Annotated in this window: 15 protein-coding genes; 5 read left to right on the top strand and 10 right to left on the bottom strand. The window is 54.4% G+C overall.

Features of this window, described 5'->3' with window-relative positions; genetic code table 11:
* The first annotated feature begins 20 nt into the window (after window positions 1–20).
* Window positions 21–680 carry an FMN-dependent NADH-azoreductase gene (locus ABWV79_RS11900; RefSeq protein WP_353392153.1) on the top strand — a complete coding sequence of 220 codons (660 nt, stop codon included), beginning with the start codon at window positions 21–23 and terminating at the stop codon, window positions 678–680.
* A 270-nt stretch (window positions 681–950) separates the two neighbouring features.
* Window positions 951–2297 (top strand): dihydrolipoyl dehydrogenase family protein, encoded by a 1347-nt coding sequence (locus ABWV79_RS11895; RefSeq protein ID WP_353392151.1) that lies wholly within the window; start codon window positions 951–953, stop codon window positions 2295–2297.
* Here ABWV79_RS11895 and ABWV79_RS11890 read toward each other — a convergent pair.
* Both ABWV79_RS11890 and ABWV79_RS11885 read right to left on the bottom strand, forming a co-directional pair.
* On the bottom strand, window positions 2294–2575 hold the full coding sequence (locus ABWV79_RS11890; RefSeq protein WP_353392148.1) for a DUF1989 domain-containing protein: 282 nt from the start codon (window positions 2573–2575) through the stop codon (window positions 2294–2296). The genes ABWV79_RS11895 and ABWV79_RS11890 overlap by 4 nt on opposite strands.
* Window positions 2576–2589: 14 nt before the next feature.
* Entirely contained in the window at window positions 2590–3510 is a 921-nt protein-coding gene (locus ABWV79_RS11885; protein WP_353392146.1) for an SMP-30/gluconolactonase/LRE family protein, read from the bottom strand.
* A gap of 126 nt (window positions 3511–3636) precedes the next feature.
* Here ABWV79_RS11885 and ABWV79_RS11880 point away from each other — a divergent pair, with 126 nt between their 5' ends.
* Both ABWV79_RS11880 and ABWV79_RS11875 read left to right on the top strand, forming a co-directional pair.
* Window positions 3637–3918 (top strand): winged helix-turn-helix transcriptional regulator, encoded by a 282-nt coding sequence (locus tag ABWV79_RS11880; RefSeq protein WP_353392144.1) that lies wholly within the window; start codon window positions 3637–3639, stop codon window positions 3916–3918.
* Window positions 3919–4651: 733 nt separating this feature from the next.
* The gene (locus ABWV79_RS11875) at window positions 4652–4987 is read left to right on the top strand and encodes a helix-turn-helix domain-containing protein (protein WP_353392142.1); all 336 of its coding nucleotides are present in this window, start codon (window positions 4652–4654) and stop codon (window positions 4985–4987) included.
* Window positions 4988–5351: 364 nt separating this feature from the next.
* Here the strand turns inward: ABWV79_RS11875 and ABWV79_RS11870 are convergent, their stop codons facing one another.
* The 5 genes from ABWV79_RS11870 to ABWV79_RS11845 form a co-directional block, all read right to left on the bottom strand.
* Window positions 5352–6260: an adenylate/guanylate cyclase domain-containing protein gene (locus ABWV79_RS11870; RefSeq protein ID WP_353392140.1), complete on the bottom strand. Its 909-nt coding sequence runs from the start codon at window positions 6258–6260 to the stop codon at window positions 5352–5354.
* Window positions 6261–7422: 1162 nt separating this feature from the next.
* Complete coding sequence (locus ABWV79_RS11860; RefSeq protein WP_353392137.1) at window positions 7423–8664, bottom strand: membrane dipeptidase; 1242 nt, start codon at window positions 8662–8664, stop codon at window positions 7423–7425.
* 47 nt (window positions 8665–8711) lie between these two features.
* Window positions 8712–9890 carry a carbohydrate porin gene (locus ABWV79_RS11855; RefSeq protein ID WP_353392136.1) on the bottom strand — a complete coding sequence of 393 codons (1179 nt, stop codon included), beginning with the start codon at window positions 9888–9890 and terminating at the stop codon, window positions 8712–8714.
* Entirely contained in the window at window positions 9887–10651 is a 765-nt protein-coding gene (locus ABWV79_RS11850; protein WP_353392134.1) for a DUF3299 domain-containing protein, read from the bottom strand. Before ABWV79_RS11850 ends, ABWV79_RS11855 begins: the two co-directional genes overlap by 4 nt.
* Before the next feature lie 26 nt (window positions 10652–10677).
* Entirely contained in the window at window positions 10678–12075 is a 1398-nt protein-coding gene (locus ABWV79_RS11845) for an amidohydrolase family protein (RefSeq protein WP_353392133.1), read from the bottom strand.
* Window positions 12076–12217: 142 nt separating this feature from the next.
* Between ABWV79_RS11845 and ABWV79_RS11840 the strand changes: the two genes are divergently transcribed.
* Window positions 12218–13222 (top strand): AraC family transcriptional regulator, encoded by a 1005-nt coding sequence (locus tag ABWV79_RS11840; RefSeq protein WP_353392131.1) that lies wholly within the window; start codon window positions 12218–12220, stop codon window positions 13220–13222.
* 70 nt (window positions 13223–13292) lie between these two features.
* Here the strand turns inward: ABWV79_RS11840 and ABWV79_RS11835 are convergent, their stop codons facing one another.
* The 3 genes from ABWV79_RS11835 to ABWV79_RS11825 are packed head-to-tail and all read right to left on the bottom strand — an operon-like array spanning window position 13293 to window position 15571.
* Window positions 13293–14054 carry an ABC transporter permease gene (locus tag ABWV79_RS11835; protein ID WP_170356312.1) on the bottom strand — a complete coding sequence of 254 codons (762 nt, stop codon included), beginning with the start codon at window positions 14052–14054 and terminating at the stop codon, window positions 13293–13295.
* The gene (locus tag ABWV79_RS11830; protein ID WP_170356311.1) at window positions 14051–14797 is read right to left on the bottom strand and encodes an ABC transporter permease; all 747 of its coding nucleotides are present in this window, start codon (window positions 14795–14797) and stop codon (window positions 14051–14053) included. The genes ABWV79_RS11835 and ABWV79_RS11830 overlap by 4 nt, the downstream gene beginning before the upstream one ends.
* A 9-nt stretch (window positions 14798–14806) precedes the next feature.
* Entirely contained in the window at window positions 14807–15571 is a 765-nt protein-coding gene (locus tag ABWV79_RS11825; protein WP_170356310.1) for a transporter substrate-binding domain-containing protein, read from the bottom strand.
* Between the last annotated feature and the right edge of the window lie 14 nt (window positions 15572–15585).

Below are 15585 nucleotides of genomic sequence, written 5' to 3'. Positions count from 1 at the left end.
CAAACTGACTAGGTGACAAGATGACCACAATACTGAGAATTGACGCCAGCGTGCGCCGCACCGATAACCCTGTTGCGGCCTATAACTCCATTTCCCGCGCTTTGGCGGACAGTTTCGTGGAAGAATGGAAAACGGTTGATCCGGACGTCGAAATTATTGTGCGTGACGTCGGAATGACCCCGCCGGATTTCATTTCCAACGATTGGATCGCGTCCGTCTTTACAGCAGAAGAGGAACGCACGCCTGAACAGAGCGCTTTGATCAGCTTGTCTGATACGCTGATCGACGAGATCGACCGCTCCGACATCCTTTTGATTTCGACGCCCATGTACAACTACGGCATGCCCGCAGCCCTGAAGGCTTGGTTTGATCAGATCATCCGGATCAACAAGACATTTACGTTTGACTTGGCGCGCGGTGACTTCCCTCTGGAACCGATCATGTCCGGAAAAACACTGGTGCTGCTGACATCGGCTGGCGAATTCGGCTTTGAGAACGGTGGGATTCGCAATGACTCGGGCCACCTTTCTGCGCATATCAGCACATTGCGCAAGTACCTGGGCGCAGAACGCATGTTCGAAGCTGCGGCCGAGTATCAGGAATTTGCCGATGAGCGTCACAAAGCTTCGGTTGCCTCAGCTCAGGCCCAGGCACGTCATATTGCGCGTGAGCTTGCCTAACCGTTAGCAGACCGGCAACTGGAGATGTCTATGGCCACGAATACAATTCCCGGGGACGCGTCACCGGAGCGTTGCTTGGTCGACTGATCGAAAAACCTGACGCGCATTACTTTTTGTGTGTACCAGTCAGTTTCATGGGCGACGTGCAGGCTGACCTGGAAAGCCAAGGCGTTCCCGCCGAGCAGATCCACACCGAAAGTTTCGGTTCCGCCATGTGATCTCCATAGACAAAGATCCGCAATCGGAAATTAGAACGAGAGGAGTAACAATATGCGCGAGTCATATGATGTGATCATTATTGGTGGGGGCAATGCAGGGTTCGGTGTTTCATCCGTGGCACATGAAGCCGGAAAATCCATTGCCTTTATCGAAGCGCGCGATTTTGGCGGGACCTGCCCCAACCGCGGCTGCACGCCAAAAAAAGTTCTTGTGGCAGCTGCCCATGCAATGCACGAGATCGAACAAGCGCCCATCCACGGGATCGAAGTCAGCAAGCCAAAGCTCAATTGGGCGAAACTGATCGAGCGAGAGAAGAATCTGATTGGTTTCATCCCTGAAGCCATGCAGGCGCTGGCCGAAAAACGCGGGGATGTCTTTCGAGGCACTGCGCGTTTTGTCGGGCCGAACGAGGTTGAGGTCGACGGTCAGATTATACATGGCAAGGACATCGTTATCGCAACAGGATCGAAGCCAAGGCCTCTGCCTATTCCCGGCAGCGAGCACATGATCACGTCCGACGAGGTTCTGTCCGATGCGACACTACCGAAAGAAGTTGTCTTCATTGGCGGCGGCGTCATTGCCATGGAGTTCGGTCACGTCTTCGCACGAGCCGGTGTGCGGGTGATAATCCTTGAAGCGTTGCCACAGTTGCTGCCACGTATGGACAGCGACGCCGTCTCGGCTCTGCAAGCGGAAACCGAACGGCTGGGCGTAGCGGTCAAAACCGGAGTATCGGTGACGGCAATCGAGAAGACTGCCGACGGGTTGCGCGTTGAATTCGAACATGACGGGAGAAATCAAAGTCTTTTGGCCGAGCGCGTCGTCAACGGCGCAGGCCGCGTCGCCAATATCGACGGGCTTAACCTCGATGCCGCCGGTGTCGAGCATGACGGACTGCGCATTCTGATCGACGATACGATGCGGTCCACCTCCAACTCTTCAGTCTGGGTTGCGGGCGATGCTGTCACCAGCTCCGCTCAACTTTCTCCCATCGCAACGTATGAGGGTCAGATTGTCGGCCACAACATCGTGCACGGACCAACAAAAAGGCCGGATTACAGCGTGATCCCCAGCGCCGTCTACACCGTTCCAGCGCTCAGCACCGTTGGCCTGAACGAAGCCGAAGCGCGGGAAAAGGGTCTCGATGTCTCAGTTGCGGTTTCTGATATGTCCGGTTGGTTTTCCACCAAGACCTATGCGGAAACGGCAGCCTGGTCCAAGGTTTTAGTCGACAAGAGTACCGATCAAGTTCTGGGTGCTCATATTCTGGGCCATCACGGTGACGAACTGATCCATCTCTTTGCCATGGCCATGCGTCACAGCATCTCTGCCAGCGATCTCAAGTCCTCGCTTTATGCGTTTCCGACATTCGCTGCGGATATGAAATCTTTGATTTAGAGCAGCTTGATACGAGCTGCGCTTTCCCAAAGGAGAGCTGCCGGGAACGATAAAGTCTGTCTGATTACAGCTGTCGGAGACGGAACCGGAGCATCGGTTGCCCGCAGGTTTGCACGGGACTGATACCGTATTGCCTTGCTGGCCCAGAACGCGGTTAAGTCGATGTCATCAGCCATGAACGCCCGCGCGTCGATTACCTGAGAGCCGAAGGTATTGGTTACTCTCAATTGTGCGCCTTGGACAAGACGAAACGCGCGGCCCGTTAAGGTCTTCAGCATAGTTGCCTCTGCCATCAGAACAGAAAAGCGCCAGTTGTTGGCAGGAGGACTGCATATACGCTTGTGGAGGCGGTAATGAACAGGCGATTGCGTTTCGACCCGCCAAAGCAAACATTCGAGACCTCTTCTGGGACGAAAATCTTGCCCAGCAGTGTGCCATCCGGGTGGTAACAATGAACGCCGTCCTGTGCGCTCGTCCAGATACGGCCTTGGTTATCGAGCCGAAATCCGTCAAAGACGCCTTCTTCGCATTCAGCAAAGACATCCCCGCCTGAGAGCTTGCCGTCTGCACCCACGGAGAACGCGCGGATATGATGCTCTCCGCTTGCGTAACGCGTGCCACCACTGTCAGCAATATACAGCGTTTGCTCGTCTAGCGAAAATGCAAGTCCATTTGGACAGGCGAAGTCAGTAGTCACTTGTGTGACATCGCCGGTGGCCGGATCGAGACGATAGACATGTTCACCGTCAAGCTCTGGGTCTGCCTGAAACCCTTCGTAGTCAGACTCGATCCCGTAGGCCGGGTCACTGAACCAGATCGTGTCATCTGATCGCACCACAACATCGTTGGGGCTGTTGAACCGCTTTCCCTCGAAATGACTGGCCAGAGTCGTAACCGACCCATCATGCTCAATCCGGGTGACACTGCGCGTCCCATGCTCGCAAGCCACGATCCGCCCTTGCCGGTCGAGCGTTGAGCCATTCGTGTAGCATCGGAGGCCTGAGCGGATGTCTCCGACTGCTCCGGTTAGTTCGTCCCAGCGGAGCCGTCGATCATTAGGAATGTCGCTCCAAATCAGGCATCTGAACGCCGGAGAATACACCGGTCCTTCTGTCCATTTGCCGCCTGTCCAGATTTGATCGATCGGCTCATCCAGTTTGATGCTGCGTTTGAACCGATCATCACGGATTTCGTAAGTGTCTGTCTTGATCATTGGCAATACCGGCTGGGGTTGCTACAAATTGCATAGCAATATAGGTTGCTACAGAAAGTATAGCAAGTGACTAAGATACCGATACCAGGTCAGCCTGTTCGTGGCTCAAAAAGCGGCGCGCCCATTATGGCTCTGTTCGACCTGCTTGGACGGCATTGGGCTATGGGAGTCCTTTGGACGTTGAGCGAGGCTGGCCCATGCACATTCCGAAAGCTGCAAGAAGAATGCGAAACAATCTCACCTGCGGCACTCAACACCCGACTGAAAGAGCTTCAAGCGGCGGGATTTGTTCATCGCGTTGCCGAAGGATATGCGTCGACTGATCTGGGACAACACCTCTATGATCATCTCTGCCCACTCGGCAACTTCAGTAAGGAATGGGCGAAACACTTACACGCTCAGGAATAGGAGAGCGGACGTTCAGAATCTTCGATTGAAGGTTCGGTTTGTCCGCGCCTTACCCGTTCGCTGAGGCTGACGCGGACGGCAGCGATTTCCGGTAGCTCGCATTCGTGCATCGCGCGGCGGATTCACCGACCGAGCCCGCTTTACCGGATGCTGCGCCGAGCACGAAGGTCAGCTTTTTATACTGACCTGTTCAGGACAACATACAAGGACTTATGCGACTTCAGCCCAAATTTTGTCGAGATACGAAGCCAACCTACAATATCTAGAAATAATATATCGCTGTGGGCAATATCGTACTTGCGTATCGCGCTCGGCGACTCTATATTGATTGGCGTGATGAACCTTTCGTATGCAGAACCCGACGAGTCCTGGGGCCAGAGGCCCTGTGAAGGCTTAGTGCCTTCGTCTCTCACCTGCGTCTCGGCACGGGGGCTGGCCGCGCGCCGCACCCATCCGGGGTTGGGTGCGGCATGTAAAGGGTCAAACGCTGCTGATCTGCTTCCTCATTCCTACGGGGGCCATTTTGGGCCGGAATCGAGGAGTAAAAGACATGCGAAAGAAAGACGTTCAGCACCAGCGGCGGCATCGCAAGAAACCTTCAAAACGGCGGTTCGTTTGGACCGCTCTGGTCACAATTGCTCGCTTGGTGAGCATGGACTGGGACTTCTGGGAATGATCTCGGAGGTATTGCGGGTTGGCGGCGGTGACCCTTTCACAGCCCAAGGGCTGTCTCATGCCTGAAACAAAAAAACCAATGATCAATGAGGCTCTAACGCTTGCTCGTCTCTATTGGGGCTATTCTCAAGTTGAATTGGCCGAGATGCTTGGCATGTCGCAGGCCATGGTGTCGGAAATTGAACGTGGTTCAAAGGCGGTCACTATCGAAACTCTGAACCGGTACAGCGAAGTGTTGGGAGTGAGAAAATCTCAGCTCATGTTTTTTGCCGAAGAGATCGAAAGCGAAGTCCCGGTTCGGCGGGGACGACTGATCGTAGCTCGAAAAGCGCTTGATCTCCTCGAAAAGCTAAAACCTGCGGAGTTCGACATTGCCAAGACGACGAACTCGTAAGTCATATGAACGCTACGACCTGACGCGTTCGCCCTTTGCGCAAAAGCCAACGCAGAGAGATGTCGCGAAACTCGTCAAGGAAACCAGAGACGATCTGCGAAAGTTTGCCACTCCCCGGTTTAAGGAAGAATTCCTGGTACGACGAGATATCGTGTCCGGCGGAAAGACACGCAAACTCGTCTATCCCGTAGCTGACCTTCGGGCGGTCCACGAGCGTCTAAAGTTCCATTTCAACAAGATTATTCAGCCCAGCTATCTAATGAGCCCACGCAAGGATCGCTCGCAACGTGATAACGCCGCCGTCCACTTGGACGCTCAGCAATATCTCACCCTCGATATCAAACAATTCTACCCCTCGACGTCCTTAGGTATCAGAACCTTCCAGCACATAGTCCGCGCCGAACTTCTGCCGGATACTGCGCAGATCACTTTCGTCTGGTCCTACGGAATGGGTGGATTGGCGGGACAGTACGTTGAGGTCCTGGTAGCCCCCCAGCTCAACAATGATGTCTTCGCCAATGCCAATAGCCAATAAATCGCGGGCGTCCGTATTGCTAAGGTTTTGAAACGGCAGAACCGCAACGGTCGGACCTGTAGGCTCTGTCAACAAAGCAGCTTCATCAAAGGTCATGGCATCAAGCGGCTCGTGATCAAAGCCGATCCACCACGTTAACAAGCTCATAACGCCCAGACCTACTAAAACCGATGCACCGGCCATCAATGGAAGTTTGTTTGATCGCCATTTGGATATGGGCGCACTGTCGGTTATGACACGGAAAACCCGAACCGGTTTGGCGATGTTTTTCAGGTTTTTCAGACCCAGATCCTCAAATCCGGCATCCACCTTGCCCGCTGCCTGCTGTGCGACACTCTCAGAAACAGCGACACCGCCTGGATCAGCCAGACTTTCAATGCGGGAGGCAACATTCACCCCGTCACCATAGAGGTCCCCATCAGCGATTATGACATCACCGAGGTTTATCCCGATCCGAAGCTGCAACCGCGACCCGTTGGCAAGTGTCGGAGCAGCCTCAGTCATTGCCCGCTGTATCTCGACGCCACAGGCTACGGCATCGACCACCGAAGTGAATTCTACAAGAGCACCATCCCCCATTAACTTGACGAGGCGCCCGTGGCTTTTTGCAATTGCGGGATCAAAAATCTCTGAACGCAGAGTTTTGAGGGCGGACAATACCCCTGCCTCGTCGCTTCCCATCAACGACGAATACCCAACGACATCGGCAGCCATGATCGCGGCGAGTCGGCGCTGCATAGGACCTTCCTGATCGCATTCTAACGGATGTCACGAAATCTCGACAATGCACGCCCGTCAGGTAACCCAACTAATTTGGTTGTCATGGCATAAACTAAATGTCAGCTTCACCTCGACGGCTCCTACTATTTGCGCCCGCAACGAAAGTCAGCCTTCCGCCTCTCTGGTATAATCGAAGTCCTGGAAACAGCCTTTGGATGCGACAGGGATGCGTTCTGGATCCAACGAGATTTTGAGGTTCAATGCTCCCATGGATATAGCGTTAGGGAACTTCTTCATTGGGCAGAAAGTGCCTGCCAAATGTTGCCTTCAAGGTGGAAACGCTTCTAGAGGCGTGTAACCAAGGTCACGCATTCAGAGGCCCGTGTAGCAGCGGTATGGAGCCAATTCCTCGCATATTTGTCGAAGATGTGACTTTCGTCCTGTATGATCACGTAGCCTCACTGGCTGCCTTGGGCTTTATGAACTGTCAACGCGTAGCCATATTTAAACTGCTGAGAATTTTTTCGTTCCTGGTCCGCATCCAGTATCTCATCGATCTCAAGACTCCAGTCCGGCACCACACGGCTGTCGCAATAAGCACTGTATTTCAACGGTTTCCCTTAACGAGTGTCTGTTGCCAGCCGTAGGACCGGGCTGTCCTTGGCATGACTTCGGAACAGACGTTCCCAACTCGTAGAGAGGCCGCCCTGCGCGGCCTTTCGCGTTTCTGGACAGGGCGTCCTTGTAAGTTTGGGCACATGGCTGAGCGGTACGTCAGCAACCGCCAATGTGTGTAATGCAGAGAAAGCGGCGGAGCGAGATCGGAAAAGACGAGCAGTTGATTCATCATGTCATATGCATCGGTCTGTGCAGAACCGGTCTCGCCAAGCACTAAAGCGGCGGCCTGCCCATCCGAGGTGGTCAGTTGCTCCAAGGTAACCTTAAAACAACACCTTGATGTCCAGTTCTCGGACGGCATCCCGATGGGATCGGTTTGGTCAATGGGAGATGGACCACATTATACATCTTTCATCTGCCCGGTCTTTGGAACACCTCATCGAACTCTGCCACTACTGCAATCTTCAACCACATTGGATGCGGGACAACCTAGCAAAGCGCGGAATGTAAACCTCGCCCGTGCGGGATTTCATCTGTCTTGTTCCAGTAAGCTCACAATAACCTAACGCGAATAAAACCCATCACGTAGTTCTTGCCTTAAGCGCAGACGCTCGGGGTACTCTTTCAGGAATAGTTCGGGTGGTTTGCCCTCCCAAACTTGCGCATAAACTCGCATCTTGTTACCGCCATAAATCTTCGCAAGGTCCTCATTGGAATAACCCCTCGCCCAAAGGTCATCGGTAATCGCCGCAAGAATTTTGGCAAGTTCACCGTTGCCAGTGGCCCCTTTGTTGAACGCATCGATCATGTAGCCGCCGTCGTCGTACATGCTCGCGTTTGCAGTTGCGAACTGTACGACTAGTTCAGTCGAGAACATATCATCGGTTGCGATTCCAACATGGTCGACCCCGACAAGCTGGACATAATAGTCGATCATATCAGCGGCCTGCTTGGGCGAGATGTCCTCAGGCCAAACACCGTCCATCATCCATTCGGTGAAGGTCGGGGAAATGTAACCACCTGATTTGGCCGCACGTAACGCTTCGTCGTCCGGAATGGCTCGATAACAACCGCGTAGCGTGGCGTTAGGTTCATTCGCATAAAGCCCAGCTGGGACAGAGTGCGTATAGACATATGGCACGCCGGGATAGTTTTCATCCATGTAGTCCATGGCGTCGTTGGCCGTTTTTGAACCCGTGTGGCTTAGGTCGAGCAGGATGCCGAACCGTACCATTTCATCGATGACTGACTTCCCCCAAGGCGTCAGGCCAATGTCGCGGCCGTTATAGGCCGCCAACTGCCCAGAACCAGTGCGGAAAATGTCATTGTAGGCAAGGATCATGCTTTTGACCCCCATATCCTTGAGCACTGCCATCTTCCTTAGATCGCCGTCCAGAATCGTGGCCGTTTGGCTGTTCCAAATGACCGCCGTTTTTCCCTGTATATGGGCAGCCTCAATATCGCGGGTTTCATTCACGATGAGGTAGTTTTCCGGTTGCTGGGCCATGGCAGCGCGAAAGTGATAATGCTGATCAAGAAAGGTATCGAAAGACATATCCGCAGCGGCCAGCGTCATCTCGTGTCCCGTAATGCCGTTGTCCCGAGCACGTGCGAAGTAAGTGTGAAGCTGCTCGTCTTCGGTCCAACCGGTGCCATAGGGGCTGGCCAACATGCCAATGACAATTGTGTCCTGAACAAACTGCTTCGCCTCTTCTGACGCCGCCCATGTCTTGCTTTCCTCGCTAGCGTGTAATGCGCAACCAAAAGTGATCGCTATGGCGCTTGCGGCCAACAGGGTCCTCATAACAGAGCCTCCTCAGCTGTTTTGTTTTGCCACCGCATGAGACCCTCTCAGAAAACGATCCGGGTTCTGAGGCCGAACAGTGTGATGTTGTCCTGAGTGGGGTTCAGCAGCGGGTTGGAAATGAACTGCAGTGATGGCGTGATCTGCAGCCCGGGCGAGATTGAAAACCGGTAGAATGCTTCGAGCGTGAATTGGTCACCGTCTACGCCTCTTGCCTCGGCCCAGTTCAGGCCTAGCCCGGCCAAATCGGTATTGCGACCATAGTAGCCCAGACCTGCAGAGACGGACCGGTCATAAAGCGCTGCGGTCCCCTTTGAGGCCCCAGCCCGAAAGAACGGCATCCACTTGTTGTCAACAAACCATGCCGCGGAAAACGCTGCGCCGTAATCTTCCGCTCGACTGCCATCGTCAGCCGCATCCGCATGCCAGAGGGTCAGATGGATATTGTCGAAGTAGATGCGATCAAAGCCGGAGGTGTAACCAAGTTCGAGTGATTTGAAGAGATTGCCGTCGCTAAACACATCAAAGTCTGGATCGGACGGGTCGGCGTTTGCGTCTGATACGCTGGCAACGGCGTAGAGGTTCTCGCTCAGCTTTACCCCACCGGCAATTCCAAGGCCTTGGTTGGGCGTGTTAATTGTCGGATTGGTATTGAAAGACAGATTTTGGAAACCACTGTAGGGGCTTACCAACCCATAGATATCCACAAAGTCTGTTACATCAATCTGCCCGACTTGCAGCGTCCACGAACCGTTCTCGGCCCTTTGGGTCCAGAACAGGTTAGTCAATAGCAGACCATTGTCGTTGAAGGCTGTTCCCGTGATTGAAAGGGCTCCGCCATCCAGCCCGAGAAACTGCGGAGCAACGTCCGTATAACTGTGCCGGTCTTCGATCTTGAATGTCAGGGAACCCCTTTCAGTGGCCTGCCAACTGCCGTAGAAACGAGCGATGCCGCTGGCCGCTTCGCCGATTCCCAGATCCGCATTCGTGGATTGGCCCAATGCCAAGTAGTCTATGTTGAACCGAAACCCACCCTCAGCCAGCCGGTCTTTCCACTGAAACCAACCCGGTGCGATGTTGCGCGGAAAATCGGAACGGTATTGTGGGTCGGTCAGCCCATCTCCGGTCTCTAGATCAGCTTCGACCGAAGATGGACCGGATAATCCCTGAGCCGACGCTGCGCCAGCAAAGGCAATGCTCAATGCGACAACCAAAAGTCTTATCATTCGGGCGCCCTTGCCCCGCCGGTCTTGCGATTTCCCGCCGCCCGGATGCGATCAGCGGCACGCTGCTTCCATTCCAGCCTATCTGCTTCAGTTTCCAGAGTTTCGACGCGTTCCGTCTCTAGCTGGAAGGTCGCATTCATCGGCATGAGACCATCCACAACCATCATATTATGAACGGAAGGGTCGATAGTCAGCTTACCGGTCAGCCGAACGGGTTCGTGGACATAGCTGGGCGTCCAGTCCCCGTTCAGCCGCACGCGGATCATCTGGTTCGGCGGAGGTGGAGGCATATGACTGCACATCCCTCGTTCGGGCACCAAATACGCGACAGGCCGCCCTTCCGGATCACTCGGAGCAGGAATGGCAAAGCCCGCCAGTGTGATTGTTTGACCGTCGAATTGTGGATTTCCGTTGGTCCCAGCCTTTCTCCGACGTTCCGTTACCACCTCCCGCTGATCGAGTAGCCAGTCGATATCAATTCCATCAGCTGCCAAGGCATCCTCGGTCTCGGTCAAAAGCGCTTGCCACTTTTGCCTCTCTTCTTCACTGCCATCATCCTGCTGCAGCTTGCCACGCAATCGCACGACGTAGAGGACATCGTCGAATTGTTCGGGGTTGAGATCACGGTAGGGGTCTTCAAAGATCTGCGAGGATGGGTCCGGCAGGTCTGCCCAGTCCAACGCGGTATCGGGCGTCGCCATGGCAGACTGTCCACACCAAACCAACCCTGCCAATGCTACGGTGCGAAACACATAGTGCATAGATGCTCTCCGGCTCTTTAGAGGTGTCAATCCAGTGTGTTTTTGTAGATGACGCCGTCCTTCATGATCAGGCGGATCGTCTCGGGGCTTTCGGGCCTCGGGTCGGCACCGAACCACTGATCGCCCGTACCAACGACCGAGAAATCTTCGAGCGGATTACCGTCGATCAGCAGGATATCCGCATAGGCACCTTCTTCGATCACACCCAGTTTCCCGGCGGTATACGGGTTCATGAAGTCACCTGACAAAGCGACCACCTCGCCACCTGTCGATGTCAGCGTGACCATGGATGTGTAGGGCCCGAAAAACTCGTTGTTCAGGTGTTTTTCATAGGCAATCTGGATATTGCAGGCCTCGACGGAACCAACGCAGTCGGTCTGGAACCCTCGCTTCACCGGACATTCCTTCATATTGTCGATGTAGCCTGCAAACGTGGCCGAGGCCGACTTTGCTTTAGCAAGGCTCGACGGGACGTTTGCCACTGCAGGAATATCGAGCAAACCGGGATCGAAGGCCGTCAGGTTGGTGGTAATGTATGCCCCTTTTTCGTTCATGACTTGGGCGATTTCACAGTCAAACGAGAAGCCGTGTTCGATGGACATGACACCTGCGTCAAGCGCACTGAGGATCGCTTCCTTACGATAGGAATGCGCCATGACATAGCTGCCATACTCATTTGCCACTTGTACGGCGGCTCGGATTTCCTCGGGCGACCCAGCCAGCAATTGCCACGGGTCGAAGGCCGAAACGACACCCCCGGATTGCATGAATTTCAACTGTGTAGCACCCATGCGGAAATTGTTGCGTGCAAACCTGTAAACGTCGTCCACTCCGCTAACTTCCTGCGCCATATTCAGGCGGCTCATGTTGGTTTCTGAGCCCGGTGGAGCGGTGAAATTCGCGAAGTCAGCATGACCGCCGCGCGTTCCAATAAATGCACCGGACGGAAAGTAACGCGGTCCGTCAATTTGGCCTGCGTCAATTGCGCGGCGTAACCCGCCATTGGCCCCACCCGCGTCCCTGACTGTGGTGAAGCCCTGCATCAAATACATCTCGGCCATCCGCGCACCGTGTATGGCAAAGTCTTCCCACGTTGTGTTGGCCTCCATCGCGGGCAAGGTCGGCCCCATCAGCATCAGGTGCGCGTGCAGTTCGATAAACCCGGGGGTCAGTGTCCGTCCCTCTCCGTCAATGACCGTGGCATTGGGGGCATCGATCGCATCAGTTGAGACGGCCTTGATAAGATTGCCCTCAACCAGAACGCTCGCATTTTCGATACGCTGTTCATTCACACCGTCGAAGACATGCACGTTGGTAAACAGCGTTTGGGGTTCTTCTTGATCCTGAGCCTGCGCGGACGCAGAAAAAGAAAGACCGGCAGCGGCGATTACCGCCGAGCAAAGCGACATTCGTAGACCGGACATGGGTACTCCCTTCATATTCATGTTCTGCCAACTGTAGTCCGGAAAGTTTTGCCTTGGTTGCCACTTTTGAATTAGGATGTTCGAATGTGATTATAAAAATGGCCACTGAATAAAACTGCCAATCCTCACAAGGATGACGAGCTTGCCTTTCAACGCCACCTCCCGAGAGCATAGCGAGGGCTTTATTCGCCTCTCCTTAGCTGCTCCGTTTCTGCAATATCTCACCGAACGTAAGATCAATCCGCAACCAGCTTTGGATCAGGTCGGGTTGAAGGCCGAACTGTTGTCTGACCCATCCGTGTTCGTTCACTCAGAGTTGGTCTACGGCTTGGTAAATGCCTTCTCAGAAGTGTCAGGGGATCGATACCTTGGACTGAATGTAGGCGAGACGTTTAACCTGCAAGAGTGGCCTCCGTTCGCTCAAGCCCTGCAAACTACAAAAACGCTGTTCGAGTTCTTTACCCGCTTTGTTGGGCTTGTCCCGCAGGAATCCAATTCTGTGCGGCACAGCCTTATCATTGAAGCGGACAAAGCGACTTATCGTATCGATAGACAACAGGAACCAACCGTTCCACCCATTCAGGTGACCGGTTTTGGAGCCGCAATCTATGTACGCCTATTGCAGACCGTTGTCGGCGATTCCTGGGATTCTTCGCGCGTGCGATGGGAAAGCAGATACATCAATGGTCTACCGATCGACTACAAGGGGATCGAGGTTGGCCTTGGATCCGATCCCGGAATGCAAATTAGTTTTCCGGTGGAATGGTTGTTTTTGCACCATGTCTCTGACGGCTCTGCCAAGCCGATCGCCTCACCGCAACAAGATGAAGAAGTAACCGTGGTGGCTGCCTTGCGCTCTGTCTTGCGCGACAAACTGGATGAAACCGATTTGGGGCCGGAGATGGTGGCCAGGTTGCTGGGAATACAGCCGGAACGCTTCCTGAAAGCGCTTCAGCAACAAGGTACAACACTACCCCGCGAAATCAAACGGCTGCGTGTCGATATCGCCAAGGAGCACCTAAAAGAAGACCGGATGACAATTGCGGAGATTGGTCTGATGCTTGGCTATTCCGACAAGTCCCACTTCACTCGCTTTTTCCGAGGTCAAACCGGAATGACACCGACCAAGTTCCGCCTTGGCTTGTAATTAAGTAGCAAATACCTGGAGTGGTTATCCACTACTTAACAAGTGTGGGCCGACAAGACAGTGTCAGACTTCAAACACCTTCAAATCGGCGAAAAGCCAAAGCGATCAACCCGGCTAGGACCATATAGACCAAGGCTAGCAACAAAAGCGGCTCGTATACGATAAACGTGTCAGATCGAACCCGCGAAGAGACGGCGTAAATCTCGACCACCGTGATCGTTGCAACCAAGGGTGTCGCTTTGAGCTGCAGGATCGTTTCTCCGCCCAAGGTTGGCAGCACATTGCGCACAGCCTGGGGCAGCCATATCCGGCGGAACATCGTAAAACGTGGCATTCCAAAAGACTTTGCAGCCTCAAGCTGCCCTTTCGCTACACTGGAAAACGCACCCCGCATCACCTCGCCTTCATAACCAGCGAAGGACAAGGTCAATGCAAGCACCGCGTAAGGCCATGCTTGGCGCAGGTAGGGCCACAGCTCTGACGACCTAATCCAAGGAAACTGCGGAAACAGCGAACCCAGTCCGTAATACAACAGCCAAATCTGCAACAGCAGGGGTGTGCCTCGGATTATGGTGCAAAACACTCGGGCAGGTGTTGCCAGGTACCAAGGGCCGATCGCCTGCGCCAAGCCCAGCGGCACCGCGAATAAAAACCCCAGAACGGTTGTCACCACCAGCAGCCAGATCGTCGTCCAAAGGCCCTGCAACGCCAGCGGCGCGTATTGCGGGATCCAATCCCATCGCAACGAAAAGGCACACCAGATAATCAGGGCTGCAAACAACAGCATCATGACGATCCGGTGCGGCTGCATCAGCGCTTTCACGGTGATCATGAGGAACCCCCTTTCAACGAAGGCTGACCACGGCGCGCCCATTTCTCGATACGGGCAAAAACCGCACCCGAGAAAAGGGTGACCATGAGATACAGAAAGCCCGCCGCCAGAAAGAAGGTAAAGTAAGCACGGGTACTGCTTGCCGCCTGTCGTGTTTCAAGTGTCAATTCACTGAACCCGACAACGGCCAGCAAGGCCGTATCCTTGGTCGCTATAAGCCACAGATTGGCCAAGCCTGGCACCGCAAATCCCATCATTGCTGGGATCGTCACGCGACGCATGATCATAAATGCGGGCATTCCATAGGATTTTGCCGCTTCGATTTGCCCGACGGGAACCGCCTTGATAGCCCCACGAAGTACTTCGGTGGCATAGGCTCCCTGCACAACGCCCAAGACCCAGATGCCTGCGGCGACACCGCTGATTTCAACTCGACCTCCTCCGAACGCCTCAGAGATCTTGTTGATGATATCGCTGCCGACATAGTACAGGATCAGGATCAACACCAGTTCAGGCACTGCCCTGATCACCGTTGTATAAATGGCAAGAAGGTCACGTGTGACCTTCCCCCCATAGAGTTTCCCGTAGGCACCGAACAGCCCGATTACCAGCCCCATTCCAAAAGCGCCCACGGCGATCTGCAGGGAATTGGCAAGCCCGCGCAACAGGTTGCCGCCCCAGCTTGACAGCGACAGCAACTCGGCGCTGGCGCCGAGGCCCAGTGTCTCGAATAGTCCGGTCACAACAGCGCCTTAGTAGATGCTGGTGGTGAAATAGCCCTCGGTGATTTTCTCGTGCGTACCGTCAGCCAGAATCGCCGCAATCCCTTTGTTCAGTGCTTCCAGAAGCTCGGTATCGCCCTTGCGTACGCCTGCACCCACACCACGGCCCAGAATCGCCGGATCATCCGCAACGGCTCCCTTGATCTCGCAGCAGCTGCCATTGTCCGAGTTCACGAAGTCCGCCATCGCGATGCTGTCTGCCTGGGTCGCATCAATTCGGCCTGCGAACAGATCCTGATTGGCTTCGTCCTGAGTCTGGTAGACTTTCAACTCGGCGTCCTTGAAGTATTCCTGCGCATAGGCTTGGTGAATCGTCGAGGCCTGAATGCCAATGATCTTGCCAGCCAGCGATTCAGGCGTAGGCTCGATATCAATTGATTTGTCGGCCACAATCACCGCGGGCGTATTGTAGTAAGCATCACTGAAGTCGATGGTTTTCAACCGCTCTTCGGTGATCGACATCGAGGCCATGATCGCGTCGATCTGCTGACCAGTCAAAGAGGGAATGATGCCGTCCCAGGCAACAGGCGTAATCACGCAGTCAAGTTCGGCCGCAGCACAAACCGCTTCGATGACCTCAATTTCCCAGCCGACCCAGTTGCCCGCGCTGTCCGGCGAGGCGAATGGTGGATAGGGTTCAGCTGCAATACCAATCTTGACTTGCTCGGCTGCAGCACCGCCTGCCGCCAGCATGGCTGCGGCAGAGACTGCAGTCAGGAATGCTTTGATTTTCATAAGTTTCTCCGTGT

Origin of the sequence: Ruegeria sp. HU-ET01832, from assembly GCF_040371315.1 — a bacterium.
Taxonomy (GTDB): Bacteria; Pseudomonadota; Alphaproteobacteria; order Rhodobacterales; family Rhodobacteraceae; genus Ruegeria; species Ruegeria lacuscaerulensis_A.
The sequence above is the reverse complement of the archived record's forward strand: the minus strand, read 5'-3'. Positions and strand labels throughout refer to the sequence as shown.

What these genes read in the sequence shown, in the direction of transcription:
- ABWV79_RS11900 (WP_353392153.1), top strand. Translation starts at nt 21, where the DNA reads ATGACCACAATACTGAGAATTGACGCCAGCGTGCGCCGCACCGATAAC.
- ABWV79_RS11895 (WP_353392151.1), top strand. Translation starts at nt 951, where the DNA reads ATGCGCGAGTCATATGATGTGATCATTATTGGTGGGGGCAATGCAGGG.
- ABWV79_RS11890 (WP_353392148.1), bottom strand. Translation starts at nt 2,575, where the DNA reads ATGCTGAAGACCTTAACGGGCCGCGCGTTTCGTCTTGTCCAAGGCGCA.
- ABWV79_RS11885 (WP_353392146.1), bottom strand. Translation starts at nt 3,510, where the DNA reads ATGATCAAGACAGACACTTACGAAATCCGTGATGATCGGTTCAAACGC.
- ABWV79_RS11880 (WP_353392144.1), top strand. Translation starts at nt 3,637, where the DNA reads ATGGCTCTGTTCGACCTGCTTGGACGGCATTGGGCTATGGGAGTCCTT.
- ABWV79_RS11875 (WP_353392142.1), top strand. Translation starts at nt 4,652, where the DNA reads ATGCCTGAAACAAAAAAACCAATGATCAATGAGGCTCTAACGCTTGCT.
- ABWV79_RS11870 (WP_353392140.1), bottom strand. Translation starts at nt 6,260, where the DNA reads ATGCAGCGCCGACTCGCCGCGATCATGGCTGCCGATGTCGTTGGGTAT.
- ABWV79_RS11860 (WP_353392137.1), bottom strand. Translation starts at nt 8,664, where the DNA reads ATGAGGACCCTGTTGGCCGCAAGCGCCATAGCGATCACTTTTGGTTGC.
- ABWV79_RS11855 (WP_353392136.1), bottom strand. Translation starts at nt 9,890, where the DNA reads ATGATAAGACTTTTGGTTGTCGCATTGAGCATTGCCTTTGCTGGCGCA.
- ABWV79_RS11850 (WP_353392134.1), bottom strand. Translation starts at nt 10,651, where the DNA reads ATGCACTATGTGTTTCGCACCGTAGCATTGGCAGGGTTGGTTTGGTGT.
- ABWV79_RS11845 (WP_353392133.1), bottom strand. Translation starts at nt 12,075, where the DNA reads ATGTCCGGTCTACGAATGTCGCTTTGCTCGGCGGTAATCGCCGCTGCC.
- ABWV79_RS11835 (WP_170356312.1), bottom strand. Translation starts at nt 14,054, where the DNA reads ATGATCACCGTGAAAGCGCTGATGCAGCCGCACCGGATCGTCATGATG.
- ABWV79_RS11825 (WP_170356310.1), bottom strand. Translation starts at nt 15,571, where the DNA reads ATGAAAATCAAAGCATTCCTGACTGCAGTCTCTGCCGCAGCCATGCTG.